Source organism: Laceyella sacchari (assembly GCF_024927925.1).
Taxonomy (GTDB): domain Bacteria; phylum Bacillota; class Bacilli; order Thermoactinomycetales; family Thermoactinomycetaceae; genus Laceyella; species Laceyella sacchari.
Genome location: NZ_CP103866.1, coordinates 2580124 through 2592845, shown reverse-complemented (window position 1 = coordinate 2592845; position 12722 = coordinate 2580124). Strand labels below are relative to the sequence as shown.

The 12722-nt window shown below is 48.0% G+C and carries 12 protein-coding genes and 1 pseudogene; 7 read left to right on the top strand and 6 right to left on the bottom strand.

The window, feature by feature from the left end:
• The first annotated feature begins 6 nt into the window (after positions 1-6).
• A complete protein-coding gene (locus NYR52_RS12590; protein ID WP_022736783.1) occupies positions 7-606 on the top strand; it encodes a DUF502 domain-containing protein in 600 nt (199 codons plus the stop codon).
• Positions 607-649: 43 nt separating this feature from the next.
• On the opposite strand, the gene NYR52_RS12585 is transcribed toward NYR52_RS12590, so the two are convergent.
• Positions 650-940 carry a gamma-type small acid-soluble spore protein gene (locus NYR52_RS12585; protein ID WP_132222713.1) on the bottom strand — a complete coding sequence of 97 codons (291 nt, stop codon included), beginning with the start codon at positions 938-940 and terminating at the stop codon, positions 650-652.
• Between the two features lie 82 nt (positions 941-1022).
• Here NYR52_RS12585 and asd point away from each other — a divergent pair, with 82 nt between their 5' ends.
• The 3 genes from asd to NYR52_RS12570 all read left to right on the top strand — a co-directional run bounded on the left by asd (position 1023) and on the right by NYR52_RS12570 (position 3824).
• On the top strand, positions 1023-1901 hold the full coding sequence (asd, locus tag NYR52_RS12580; RefSeq protein WP_132222711.1) for an archaetidylserine decarboxylase: 879 nt from the start codon (positions 1023-1025) through the stop codon (positions 1899-1901).
• Complete coding sequence (locus NYR52_RS12575; protein ID WP_259435761.1) at positions 1883-2494, top strand: rhomboid family intramembrane serine protease; 612 nt, start codon at positions 1883-1885, stop codon at positions 2492-2494. Before asd ends, NYR52_RS12575 begins: the two co-directional genes overlap by 19 nt.
• Positions 2495-2564: 70 nt before the next feature.
• Positions 2565-3824 carry an MFS transporter gene (locus NYR52_RS12570; RefSeq protein ID WP_259435760.1) on the top strand — a complete coding sequence of 420 codons (1260 nt, stop codon included), beginning with the start codon at positions 2565-2567 and terminating at the stop codon, positions 3822-3824.
• 126 nt (positions 3825-3950) lie between these two features.
• On the opposite strand, the pseudogene NYR52_RS12565 reads toward NYR52_RS12570, so the two are convergent.
• A pseudogene (locus NYR52_RS12565) lies at positions 3951-5300 on the bottom strand (IS1182 family transposase); the annotation flags it as partial.
• Between the two features lie 232 nt (positions 5301-5532).
• On the opposite strand from NYR52_RS12565, the gene NYR52_RS12560 reads away from it, so the two are divergent.
• Together NYR52_RS12560 and NYR52_RS12555 are read left to right on the top strand one after the other, a co-directional pair.
• Positions 5533-6009, top strand: coding sequence for a gamma-glutamylcyclotransferase family protein (locus tag NYR52_RS12560; RefSeq protein WP_259435759.1), 477 nt, complete (start codon positions 5533-5535; stop codon positions 6007-6009).
• A 76-nt stretch (positions 6010-6085) separates the two neighbouring features.
• On the top strand, positions 6086-7453 hold the full coding sequence (locus NYR52_RS12555) for an aldehyde dehydrogenase (protein WP_259435758.1): 1368 nt from the start codon (positions 6086-6088) through the stop codon (positions 7451-7453).
• A gap of 47 nt (positions 7454-7500) precedes the next feature.
• Here NYR52_RS12555 and NYR52_RS12550 read toward each other — a convergent pair whose 3' ends face one another.
• From NYR52_RS12550 to NYR52_RS12535, 4 genes are all read right to left on the bottom strand, one after another.
• Complete coding sequence (locus NYR52_RS12550) at positions 7501-8337, bottom strand: sulfurtransferase (RefSeq protein ID WP_259435757.1); 837 nt, start codon at positions 8335-8337, stop codon at positions 7501-7503.
• 118 nt (positions 8338-8455) lie between these two features.
• Positions 8456-9328, bottom strand: coding sequence for a metal-dependent hydrolase (locus NYR52_RS12545; RefSeq protein ID WP_259435756.1), 873 nt, complete (start codon positions 9326-9328; stop codon positions 8456-8458).
• Between the two features lie 163 nt (positions 9329-9491).
• On the bottom strand, positions 9492-9878 hold the full coding sequence (locus tag NYR52_RS12540) for a DoxX family protein (RefSeq protein WP_158283367.1): 387 nt from the start codon (positions 9876-9878) through the stop codon (positions 9492-9494).
• A gap of 168 nt (positions 9879-10046) precedes the next feature.
• Positions 10047-11090 carry an oxidoreductase gene (locus NYR52_RS12535; RefSeq protein WP_211341932.1) on the bottom strand — a complete coding sequence of 348 codons (1044 nt, stop codon included), beginning with the start codon at positions 11088-11090 and terminating at the stop codon, positions 10047-10049.
• Between the two features lie 453 nt (positions 11091-11543).
• Between NYR52_RS12535 and NYR52_RS12530 the strand changes: the two genes are divergently transcribed.
• Positions 11544-12497, top strand: a complete 954-nt coding sequence (locus NYR52_RS12530; RefSeq protein ID WP_259435755.1) for a 2-hydroxyacid dehydrogenase — start codon at positions 11544-11546, stop codon at positions 12495-12497.
• The last annotated feature ends 225 nt before the right edge of the window (positions 12498-12722 follow it).

Genomic DNA, 12722 nt, shown 5'->3' with positions numbered 1-12722 from the left:
TTGTTTTTGCGGCGAAATGGTTTGATCAAACGCCTCAGCATCTATTTCCTAAATGGATTGCTTGTGTTTTTGCCGATTGCCCTCACTGTTTACCTCGTTCGTTACATTTACCAGCTTCTTAACAACTTAGGCATGAATTGGGCAGAAAAGGTGCTACCTTGGTCCTTTCCAGGGATGGGGTTGCTCTTTGTCATCGCTTTAATTTTGGTTATCGGTTTTTTGACCAAATTGTGGCTAACCAAAAAACTCTTTGATATGATTGAGGCGATATTAGATAAAATCCCCCTGGTCAGAGATTTGTACGGAACGCTCAAAGATACCATCCATTCGTTTATCGGTGAAAAGAAATCGTTTGACACCGTTGTATTTGTTCACCTGGGCGGTTCGCGCAAGCTTGGCTTTTTGACGGTGAAAGCGCCGGTATTTCGTACGGCGGACGGCAAAGAGTACGTGGGGGTTTATTTCCCGCAAAGCTATCAATTTTCAGGGGATTTACATTGGTATGAGCGGGAACAAGTGGAAGAATTGGATATGTCGGTGGATGATGCCTTGCGGCTCATCATTTCCGGCGGCGTCACACACAACCATAAATCCCATCTGCCATAATGGCGGATGGGATTTATGGGTGAAGCATGTACCACAAGCTTGATTATTGTTGGTTGTTACGCTTTTTAGCCTCAGATTGTTGGTTTTGTTGACGGACTTGTTGTACGTTGGTTTCGCTAGCGAACTCCGTGTTGAAGCCGCCTGCGGTCGCACCGGACATGCGGCCAGCTTGAGCGGATTGTTGGTTTTGTTGACGGACTTGTTGTGCATTGGTTTCGCTGGCGAACTCATTTGCAAAACCGCTGGAAGTACCTTGAGCGGATTGCTGGTTTTGTTGGCGAACTTGTTGTGCATTGGTTCTCGATTCTTGTGGAGTAAAGTTTTTGGTGTTCATTTTTTCACCTCCTTGTCGCTTATTATGGTGTCCGGTTAAGGTGAAGATATTACTGCCGAAATTTTCCTGTGAGGAGGATTATATGAAGCAAAGCATAACCAAAGCGATTTGGCGGGGGTTGCCCAAAAAAGGGCTCTCGCGCCTGATGGGAAAGGTGGCGCGGCATCCATTCAGTCGTCACCTGATACCCTTGTACATACGTCATTTTGACATTGACCTGGCTCCTGTAAAGAAACCACTAGATCAATTTGAGCATCTGCTTGACTTTTTTGTTCGCGAGCTTCATCCCGAAGCGCGCCCGATCTGCGGTGGGAAAGCCCAAGTGGTGAGCCCGGTGGACGGCACTGTGTCCGAGGGTGGGACGATCACGGAGGGTCGGTTGATCCAAGCCAAGGGGATTTCTTACTCATTGTCCCAATTGCTGGGTGGAAATGAAGCCGCGGTGAAACGCTTTGATGGCGGGCAATTTGTCACCATCTATTTAAGCCCGCGGGATTACCACCGCATTCATATGCCGATTGCCGGGAGAGTTGTTTCATCCACCTACATACCGGGTGAGTTGTATCCCGTCAATGAGATGGGCGTCCGGCTGGTGCCGGGACTATTTGCAGTGAATGAGCGGGTCATCACTTATATTGAAGGAGAGAGTGGGCTCACGGCACTCATTAAGGTGGGGGCCACCAATGTCGGTAGCATCAAAGTGACCTACGATCAAGCGATCGCTACCAATCCCAAACCGAGCCGACCTTTCGCGCACAAGGATTATGCTACTCCAGAACGCTTGGCCAAAGGAGCGGAGGTGGGGCGGTTTGAGTTCGGTTCCACTGTGATTCTTCTGTTTGAACCGGGACAAATCGAGTGGAGCATTCCTCTGGCCAAAGGAACGAGCGTGCGGATGGGACAAGAGATCGCCCGATTGGTCAGATTGGAGGAGGAAGCTTCTTGTTCAGACACACATTGATTCCGGTTCGGCGTTTTCCACAGCTATTTCCTGTTGTGACAGGTATCATCTTGGTTCAAATTGTCGTCTTCCTCATGTATGCCTTTAGTGGCAAAGGTGTTGGTCCGGCTGCTTGGGTCCAATTTGGGGCATTTGTGCAATGGCGCATTCAGGATGGGGAGTATTGGAGATTGGTCTCTTCTCTTTTTTTGCACGTCCATTTGCTTCAATTGTTGATGATGGGAGTTTCCTTGTATTTGTTTGCGCCCCAATTGGAATGGTTGTTTGGTAAGCTCTCATTTTTATTCATTTATTTGTGTGCGGGAATCGCTGGATATTGGGGTATTTATTTGACTGGCGTCGACGGGGTGATTACCGGAGCCAATGAAGCGATATATGGCCTGTTAGGCGTATATCTGTTTTTGGCGTTGCGGGGGATGATTCATCCCGTCATGGGCCGGATGGTTCTCGTTTTCGTGGTAATCAATTTAGCGTTTGGTTGGAATCTGCTGTTTGGACATATTGTTGCCCTGACTACGGGCTTTGTCTTGGCGATGATTTTCATTCAGTTCAAAAGTATGCAGTTTGATCAAGATGAGGATGATTGGCAGTAGGGGTGGAGCATTCCACCCCTTTTTCATATTCGAGGGGCAGTTGGTTAAGCTAAGACTGGTGAGCTAACCTATGCGACGAATAAACACATGGAGTAAACTGGATCGTTCAGCATGGCTATTGTTGCTGGAAAACGGCTTGTTTGCTGTAGCTACTGCTTTGTCTGGAACATTTGTCAATGTCTTTCTGTGGAAGATCAAAAAAGATTGGAGCATGATCAGCTGGTTTAATCTCATCCATTTCGTGGTGGCGGCGCTTACTTTCGTCGTGGCCGGATGGATGGTGAAAAAGGTTGACCGCGTGGTGTCGATTCGCTTGGGTGTGGCTATCTTGTCCTTGTTTTATTTGGTGGTTTGGTTGCTTGGCAAAAATGCGGCCGCTTATGTCTACTTGCTCGGTGCGCTGCTGGGGTTGGGAGCGGGGTTTTTCTGGCTGGCCTACAATGTGCTTTATTTTGAAATCACTGAGCGGGACAACCGTGATATTTTTAATGGGGCAAATGGACTGGTTACATCCATCACGGGGATCGTTGCCCCGTTTATTTCCGGTTTGTTGATTCGCAACATGGGACAGGTGCGCGGTTACCATTTCATTTTTGGACTGTCGTTATCTATTTTCCTAGCGGCGGTGGTGGTCAGCTTTCTTTTCAAGTCCCGATTGGCTCGGGGTGAATTCCAATTAGCCCGGGTGTTGCGTCTATTGGGGAAGCGTGATGCCCATTGGCGTTATGTCGGTCTGGCTATGGCCGCGCAAGGGTTGCGTGAAGGGGTGTTCTCCTTTCTCATCAGTTTGCTGGTGTATGTCACCACTAAAGATGAATTCACTGTAGGTAGTTTCTATACAGTGGGCTCCCTTGTGTCTATGCTGTCGTATTTTGTGGTCGGCAGAATGATGAAACCGAAATCACGAAATATGTTTATCTTGGTTGGGGCCTTGATGATGGGTTTGGTCATTTTGCCATTTGCGTTTCACATGAGTGAATGGACGATGTGGGTGATGGGTGTGGGTGGCGCGCTGTTTTATCCGTTTTACCTGGCGCCTCTCACTTCTACTGTGTTTGATGTGATCGGTGAGACCGAACAATCGGCGGCTTTGCGGGTGGAGTATGTGGTTTCGCGGGAGTTGATGTTAAATGTGGGACGTGTCACAGGGATTTTGCTCTTTATTTTGTGGGTTGCCCAAATCAAGGATCCCACCGAGTTGCGGTGGTTTGTGCTGGCCATCGGTTTTACTCAATTGCTGACATGGTTGGCGATTCGCAAGGTGCCGCTGGTTGGACGGGTGAAGAAACCATTGCCCGCGAACCCGGCACATCAGGGAACGGGGCGTTAACGCCCCTGAGAATGTTGACAAACCCTGCGAATCAACTTTGTTGATCGCAGGGTTTTTGTATATAAAAGGGATATAAACAATTAATGGATGAATATCAACCCATATAAACTTAAAACCACCTCCCTTACCTGCTCTCGAAAGCAGCATAGCCAACTTTTTTATGTTTTGAGCCACAGCAGTTAGGAGGCATTGCTCTTGAATTTTTGCAAGCCCCCTGTAGCGTGCGTATCGAAGACCATGAAGTTCCTTCGCGTCAGCGAAGCTACGTTCAATCGTTTCTTTTCGACGCTTATATAAAGTTTTTCCACGTGGGCTCAAGCGATTTTGTCTAACCCACTCTTTTGCATCTTCCCATACATGACGTGTTAGGATTTTTGTGTGGTTCTTTGACTTTGTGCAATTCTTAAGAAAAGGACATTGCTTACAAATCTCGGGATTGGATTTGTACTGTCTGTATCCTTCACGGTTGGTCGTTCGATATGTAAGTTGATGCTTTGCTGGACAAAGATATACATCTTGCTCAGGAATATACTTAAATCTCCATTTCGGAAAGAGGTCTTTATCTGGTCGAAAACTCCGATGTGCAATAACCGTAAAGATTCCTTGTCCTCTCAATTCACGACAAATAGGCATAGTTAAATAACCAGAATCCAGAGCAACAGCTTTCACCGAAAAGCCGAAGCGGCTTTTCTGACGATTTAACCTTTCTAAATAAGGAACTGAATCATGGACATTTCCTGGTGTAACAAATACATCTGTAATGAAGTTATGTAAACCATCGACAGTACGATGATCGAGATAGAAAAAGCCTTCGGGTTTTCCATCTCGAACCATATAACCACTATCTGGATCGGTCGTACTTACACGAATTTCTTTCGTTTCAACCTTTATGGGCTTTTTTTTTAAAGGCTTCTTTCCGTGCTCTTCTCGATCTTGCTCAATTGCTTGTTCTAAATCATCCATATATCCTTTGGGAGTAACTTTAACTAATTGTTTTTTGAACTTTCCTTTATTGGCATTGGCTTTAAGAAAAGTGGAGTCACTAAAAAGCTCTTTTCCTTGAATAAATCCATGTTGGATCGCCTGAATGACAATTTCATCAAATATTTCCTGATAAATAGTGGAGCTTTGGAACCGTCTTCGACGGTTTTGACTGAAAGTAGATGCATGTGGGACTGGGTCGGTTAGAGATAACCCTACAAACCAACGGTAAGCGATGTTAACTTTAATCTCCTCAATGAGTCGGCGTTCGGAACGAATGCCGAACAAATATCCAATGAGTAGCATTTTAAATAACATAATTGGGTCAAGACATGGACGCCCATTATCTTGGCAGTATAATTCTTTACATTTCTCAGCAATGAAGGAGAAGTCGATCGTTTCATTAATTTTCCGTAACAAGTGATCTCGTGGAACTAATTCTTCTATGTTAACTAGTTCTGGTTGATGTTCTTTACTCGGGTTTGTTCTAAACATAGAAAAAACTCCTTATAGAGTGTTTTTTATTGATTCGACAAAAAAGGCTGCTGACCCTGCCTTTCAAGGCAGTTTGTCAGCAGCCTCCGGGGCGTTAACGCCCCTTTTTTTGTGTATTTTCCCAGCTGAACGGGTAAAGAAGATGGACGGTTAAACATATGATGGTTAGAGCGCGTTCGGCCATTCGCGTTGACCGGTAGACAGAAGTCTCCGGATGAAGGGAGAGGAGAGCGTGTTATATTATTTTGCATACGGTTCATGCATGGATGAAGAGAGCTTCAAAGGGACGGTGGGCGAAGGGCGCTATCAGGTGCTTGGCTCGGCGACGCTTCCCGACCATCGGCTTGCGTTTACCATGTACAGCGAATATCGGCAGGGTGGGGTGGCAGACATTGTGCCGGCGCCAGGAGAAGAGGTAGAAGGTGTGCTTTATCGCCTCGATCAAGAAGCCTTGCCGGAATTGGATAAACGGGAAGGTGTGGATGTTGGCCATTATCGGCGCATTCGCGTGAAGGTGCGACATCGGGAAAGCTGGTTCGAAGCGGAAACATACACAGTGGTTAACAAATCTGAGGAAGAAATCCGGCCTAGCCTCGCTTATTTGCGTTTGATTCATCAAGGGGCCGTTCAGCAACTGAGTGAATCATACCGTCTCCGTTTGGTGGAACACTGGCGTGAACGGTTTGGGGTGCATTCGACATTTAAATGAATTGCTTTTCTTGAGAAAGTGAGGCTCATTTTCTATACTGAAGCTGATAACATCTGAGTGGGGGCGTGGTGAATGGATGCGACATAAAGAGATTTTTGAGAAGCAGAAGGAGTTTTACCTGACGGGGAAAACCAAGGAAATCGCCTTTCGCTTGGAGAGCTTGCGCAAATTGCAATCAGCCATCAAACGATATGAGCCTGACATTACCACCGCATTAAAAAAGGATTTGCATCGTTCAGAGTTTGATGCATATTTGTCGGAAATCGGACCGACGCTGGATGAGATCAAATATGTTAGCAAGCGTTTGAAAACATGGGCCAAGCCGAGAAAAGTTCCGACACCGCAAGTGCTGATGGGATCGAAGAGTTATGTGTATCCTGAGCCGTATGGGCTCACCCTGATTATTTCCCCTTGGAATTATCCATTCAATCTCGCGGTGATGCCGCTGATTGGAGCGATTGCGGCAGGGAACTGCGTCACACTCAAGCCATCGGAATGGGCACCGCATACGTCCCAAGTGATCATGCAAATGATTAAGGGGATTTTCGAGGAGGAATACATTGCGGTGATTGAAGGAGATGTGGAGACGAGCAAAGCGCTGTTAGATCTGCCGTTTGATCATATCTTCTTCACCGGAAGTGCGCAGGTAGGCAAAACGATTATGGAAAAGGCGGCCCAAACATTGACTCCGGTGACGTTGGAGCTGGGGGGCAAAAGTCCGGTCATCATCGATAAAGATGCCAATATTGAGCTGGCTGCCCGCAGAATTGTATGGGGCAAATGGTTGAATGCGGGCCAGACGTGCGTCGCGCCAGATTATGTGTTGATTCATGAAGAACGCAAAGATGTGTGGTTGGCGCAGTTAAAACAAGAAATCGCGCGATTTTACGGGAAAGATCCGCTGACGAGCGAGAATTATGGGCATATTGTGAATGAACGCCATTTTTCACGATTGGAGGCGTTCTTGGCTGATGGGGAGGTTGTCATTGGTGGCAAAACCGATGCGCAACGGCGTGTCATTGAGCCGACGGTGTTGACAGGAGTAAGCTGGGAGGCACCGGTGATGCAAGAAGAGATTTTTGGGCCGATTTTGCCGGTGTTTACTTTTACCGATCTGGATGAAGCGATTGCGGCAATTCGCAAGAAGGAAAAGCCATTAGCGTTATACTTTTTTTCGGAGAACGAGCAAAACCAAGAAAAAGTGATACGTTCCTTGCCATTTGGTGGTGGCTGCATCAATGACACCATTGTACACATCGGCAATCCACATCTGCCGTTCGGTGGTGTTGGCATGAGCGGGTTGGGTAATTACCATGGAAAGTACAGCTTTGATTGCTTCAGCCACGAAAAAGCGATTGTTAAGCAGACGACGCAGTTTGACATGCCCTTGCGATATTCTTTTACTAAGAATGCGCTCAACTGGTTGAAAAAATTTTACGGTTGATAAGATGGGAAAGGGATTCGCCCGTACAAGGCGAATCCCTTTTTTGTTTATTCATCTCCAGTGGCGACCGGATTGTCTTGGTATGAAATCCATTCACTCCAACTGCCAGCGTATAGCTTGACCTGTTGGTAACCGGCCTCCATGAGGGCGATAACATTGGGGGTCGCTGTTACCCCAGAACCACAATAGACGATCACTTCCTGTTCTTTGGAAATGCCGGCGAAGTGTTCAGCAAGCGCTTCTCCCGATTTGAAACGGCCGTCAGCGAGCTGGGTTTCTTTGAAGAAATAGTGTTTCGCGCCTGGTATATGTCCGGCCACGGGATCGATCGGTTCCTGTTCGCCGCGGTAACGTGCGCCTTCGCGAGAGTCGATGATCACCGTGTGTGAATCGTTAAGCTTAGCCTTCACCTCTTCCATGGAGGCCAACCAGCGGTGGTTGATCTGTGGATGGAAGGTGCGGGGCTGTGCTGTTGGCCGTTCGGCGGTAATCGGCAAGCCTTGTTTTTTCCATAAGGTGTAAGAGCCGTTCAACACTTTGGCCCGATGGTGCCCGAAATAATGAAGCAACCACCACAAACGTCCAGCCATGGCTCCCCCTTGATCGTCATAAGCGACGACGGTGACGTTGTCACCGATGCCGATGGCTCCCGCCTTGGCGGCGAACATATGGGGATCAGGCAGGGGATGACGTCCGCCGTGGACGGATGGGGGAGCGGACAAGTCTTGGTCAAGATCAAGATAAAAGGCGCCTGGGATATGATCACGGAGATAAGCTTCCTTTCCGGCGGTAGGTTGTCCAAGCTGGAAACGGCAATCCACGATAATCAATTGCGGATCGTTCAGGTGGTTGTATAGCCATTCAAGAGAAACGAGCTGAGTCATAAGCCGAGTCCCCCTTTTGAGAAATGTGTTAAAACGGGTATAACGCGACAATGCCTGACATCGGTGTTGGCGTCATGGTTCAGCGATTTGAAAACAGGGGTTGGATGGCCCTTTCGCTTCACCGTTTTTCGATGTATTCACTGAGGAACGATTCCCCGTCGCGGTAAAAACGCGGATCATAAATGCCCAAGCGTTTGCTGTCATTGACGATGACGACAAACGGCGACCATTCGTAGAGAACTTTTGCTTTGGGATTTTGATTGAACAAGGGGGACAAATCGGCTTCTTCATGCGATTTGAGAGAAGCCACTGGTTGGCTGGTCGACCATACGGTGGCATCCGTCAATTCCACATGGTTTCCGCTTTTGCCGATTACCCGAAAATGCCAAGGAACAAAGCTGGCTGCCAGTTCGACGCGGTCATAACGTTGCTCGGCCCGTTGTTCCACAATCAACCCTTGTGCTGTTTGGATGCTGAAATGAAGGAGCATTCCCAAAGCCACCCATTGGAAAATTCGCTGTTTGGGGATGTGTTTTTTTATATAAGAGAGCAAAAAACCGGCCAGGAAGATACCCCAAAAGACGAAGTCGACAATGGGAAGGGTTCCCAAGGTGATGCGTGCGGAGGAAAATGGCTCAAATAAGCCGGTGCCCCAGGCGTTGAAACAATCGACAAAATCATGAAGGGCGACTCCGAACAAAGACAGGTGGAAGAAGCGCCATTCTTTTTCTTTGAACATCAGCCGCACCAAAACGTAAAGAAGCAAAGCCCAAATAGGAATGAACAACAAGGAATGAGTTAGCCCGCGATGCCACATCTGTTCCATGATACGGCCCGTTTCGGTTACGCGGACAACCACGTCGATATCGGGGATTTGGTTACTGACCAATGACATAAACAACAGGGCTTTCCCTTCTTTGACGGGCATGTCCTCTTTTTTTAAGCACTGATACATCGTATAGCCAAACAGGCCGTGTGTGATTGTATCCATCGTGTCCCTCACTCTGTTTGTTGGAAGTTCATCATTTATTATAAAGGAAATAAAAAAAATCGTCATATGACGATGGAATGGAAGCAATATCAGACGAGCGCGAATTTTAAAAGGCAGTGGTTGTTTCCGGCTTGCGAATGGGATAGCCGAAAAGCCAAAAGCACTAGGGATGATGAGAGATATGGGAGATACTATATTCGCCAGGCCCAGTGAACATGAGAGAAATGGCGTTCACTATGATTAAGGCGTCAAATTCATACCCATCGATAAAGCCTTTGGCCCCTTTCACCGTGATGATGGTGCCACACATCAGCAGAATGGTACACAATCCGGCCAACCGGATGTGAATCCCCAAATAAAACGCGATGCCGCACAAAGTTTCCATCGTGGCGATGCCATAGGCGGATAAGGTGGGGAAAGGAATGCCAATCAGCTCGAAAAATTCCATGGTTCGGCTGATGAACAAGAGTTTTTGCAGTCCGTGGGCGAAAAGGATGCTCCCTAGGCCGATGCGAAGCATCAAGGGAGCAAGTGCGTTGGGTTGTAACATGATTTTCTCCTTTCTGTCTGTCATGCACCAGTGAGTGTGACCACATTCTACCTGCCGATTGTTGAAGAATGATGAAGGGATTTTTAAAAGCTAACAAATAATGCGGCTCCGCCTTTCGGTCGAGCCGCATTTCAATGAGATATAGAAGTAAATGTTGAATGGATTGATTTATATTTTTACTACTCTTCCTTCGTGTGCGCTGGTGATTGCTGCCGAAATGACTTGCATCGTTAGTCGCGCATCTTGAGCTGAGACGGGCACTTCGGCTTGTCCCCTGATCGCTTGGGCCAATTGTTGATAATACCTTTCATATCCTCCAGTCAGAGTAGGAACGGTACCTTGCAATTCTACCCCTTGCACAGTGGTGGAGAGAGTGGCTTGGAATTCCGGAGATTCCTGCCCCCACCCTGGATCGCCGGGTTTCATCCCTTGTTTCAACATTTCTTCTTGCGGGTCCATCCCGTATTTGGTCAATGTGCCAAGGCTGCCGTGCACCTGATATCGCGGCCCAGGTGCTTTAACCAGACAGCCGGCACGCAAAATGGCACGCAACCCTTTTTCGTATCCGAGGATGAGATGGAAGCAGTCAGTTACTAGGGCTTGCGGGCGTTGCTTCAAGAGGTCAGCCCACACTGTTTGAGGTGGACCGAACAATTGGATGGCCTGATCGATCAGATGAGGCCCGAGATCGTACAACACTCCGGCGCCTGGTACATCTTGTTCGCGCCAACGAATGCGCACCTCCGGGCGATACCGGTCAAAATGCGCTTCATATGTATGAACCGTACCGAGCAAACCTTGCTCAATCACCTGCTTGACCGTGAGGAAATCACTGTCGTAGCGGCGGTTGTGGTATACGCTTAGGATGCGGTTTTGCTCGGCGGCAAGTTTGATCAATTCATCAGCTTCAGCGACATCAACCACGAAGGGCTTTTCTATTACCACGTGTTTCCCGCTCAGCAAGGCTTCTTTGGCGTAAGGGAAGTGTGTGTCGTTAGGCGTGGTGATCACGACCAACTCGATGTCGGGATGCTCCCACAACGCACGGGGGTCGGCCAGTACCTCTACTTGGGGGAGCTGACGATGCACTTTGCTGGGATCAGAAGAAACGACATGAGTCAGGTTGAGGCCAGGCACCTGTGTGATGACGGGGGCGTGAAAGGTGGACCCCGAGAAGCCAAAGCCGATTAGTCCAACTTGTATTGCTTGCAATAGTATCACTCCTTGCATCGAACATAAGTTTGACAGAGAAAGACGGTGAGGAGAAAGTTTTGCCAGTAAAGCGGCTGAGAGCCGATGTTTTATCCGTCCTTTAAAGCATGCGTATGCGACAAACACCGGTAGCGGGCAATGCGTTGGCCCGCTTTTCCCACTTGTGCGAAGATGCTCCTGGGGATTGCCTTTGATCATGGTGGCGAATTGTTGATTAACCTCTTGCCAGCACTGCCATATTTGTTATTATAGCATTACGGGTTCACCAAGCAGTGAACGCCGGGAATGCATCCCAGAATAGTTGGTTTATCATTACCAACAAGAAAAATGATTATCATTTGATGATTATATAGGTTTTTTAGCAGGATATATAGGTCATTTTGTGGAATATTATAATAATTGCCAAAATAGTTCTTGGTTGTTGAACAGGTGAGGTCGAGGAGGAACGAAGGATTGAGACCGCGAGTCGTAGTGACCAAAGACATAGGGAAAGAACCGTTGGCCCGGTTGGCTAAGCATGCTGAAGTGGTGCTGTTGCCACCGGGTTGGACGGCTGTGGAGCTGATCCATCATTTGCAAACAAGCGAGGCCTTGCTCTGTAACGTGACTGACACTATCGACGAGGCTCTGCTTCGCGCTTGTCCCCGTTTGCGAATGATCAGCAATTACGGAGTGGGATTCAATCATATCGACATCGCTTACGCCCGCGAACAACAGATCATTGTGACCAATACGCCCGGGGTGTTGACGGAAGCCACGGCTGATTTGACATGGGCGTTGCTTTTGGATGTTTCGCGGAGGGTGAGTGAAGGCGACCGATTGGTGCGCGAAGGGAAATGGACCGGTTGGGAGCCTTTGTTCATGTTGGGAAGGGAAGTGTCCGGCAAATGCCTAGGCATCATCGGCATGGGACGCATCGGGCAAGCGGTGGCACAGAGGGCCAAAGGTTTTCGAATGCCAGTCATTTATCATTCGAGACGCCGCTTGCCAGAAGAACTAGAAAAGGAGCTAGGGGTTCAATATGTCGATTTGGAGCAGTGTTTGAGCGAGGCTGATTATGTTTCCATCCATTGCCCTTACACGCCCGAGACCCATCATCTGATCGGTGCGGCCGAATTGGAACGGATGAAGCCCACGGCGTTTTTGGTCAACACGGCCCGCGGCCCGATTGTGGATGAGACCGCCCTGATCAAGGCATTAAAGGCTGGGCGCATCGCTGGAGCCGCGCTGGATGTATATGAAGATGAGCCTTATGTGCCCATGGAATTGCGGCAATTGGAACAAGTGGTGCTGGCTCCCCATCTGGGTAGTGCCACAGAAGAAACCCGCTTAGCGATGGCTGATATGGCGGTGAACAATTTGATCGCCTATTTCCAAGGCGAAACTCCACCCAATGTTGTTTGTTAACCAAAAAACTTTAAGTATTCACTTGGAGTATTGATATAAATGTGCTAATATATTGTCCAGCTTGGCTTTTTAGTGAGTATTGCTGATGCGACATCACTAAATGGATGTGAAATCGTTACCAATGAATCTTTTGATCTGCGTAAAGTGACTAGAAGTATGCATAATACTGGCTGGTTTGGCATATGCATTTGACGGGGATCTATCACATTTGCAAGCTTATGTGAT

Bases quoted from the DNA above. Each gene is read 5' to 3' on its own strand.
- NYR52_RS12570 (WP_259435760.1), top strand. From the start codon at position 2,565: ATGCGACGAATAAACACATGGAGTAAACTGGATCGTTCAGCATGGCTA.
- asd (WP_132222711.1), top strand. From the start codon at position 1,023: ATGAAGCAAAGCATAACCAAAGCGATTTGGCGGGGGTTGCCCAAAAAA.
- NYR52_RS12545 (WP_259435756.1), bottom strand. From the start codon at position 9,328: ATGGATACAATCACACACGGCCTGTTTGGCTATACGATGTATCAGTGC.
- NYR52_RS12540 (WP_158283367.1), bottom strand. From the start codon at position 9,878: ATGTTACAACCCAACGCACTTGCTCCCTTGATGCTTCGCATCGGCCTA.
- NYR52_RS12555 (WP_259435758.1), top strand. From the start codon at position 6,086: ATGCGACATAAAGAGATTTTTGAGAAGCAGAAGGAGTTTTACCTGACG.
- NYR52_RS12550 (WP_259435757.1), bottom strand. From the start codon at position 8,337: ATGACTCAGCTCGTTTCTCTTGAATGGCTATACAACCACCTGAACGAT.
- NYR52_RS12585 (WP_132222713.1), bottom strand. From the start codon at position 940: ATGAACACCAAAAACTTTACTCCACAAGAATCGAGAACCAATGCACAA.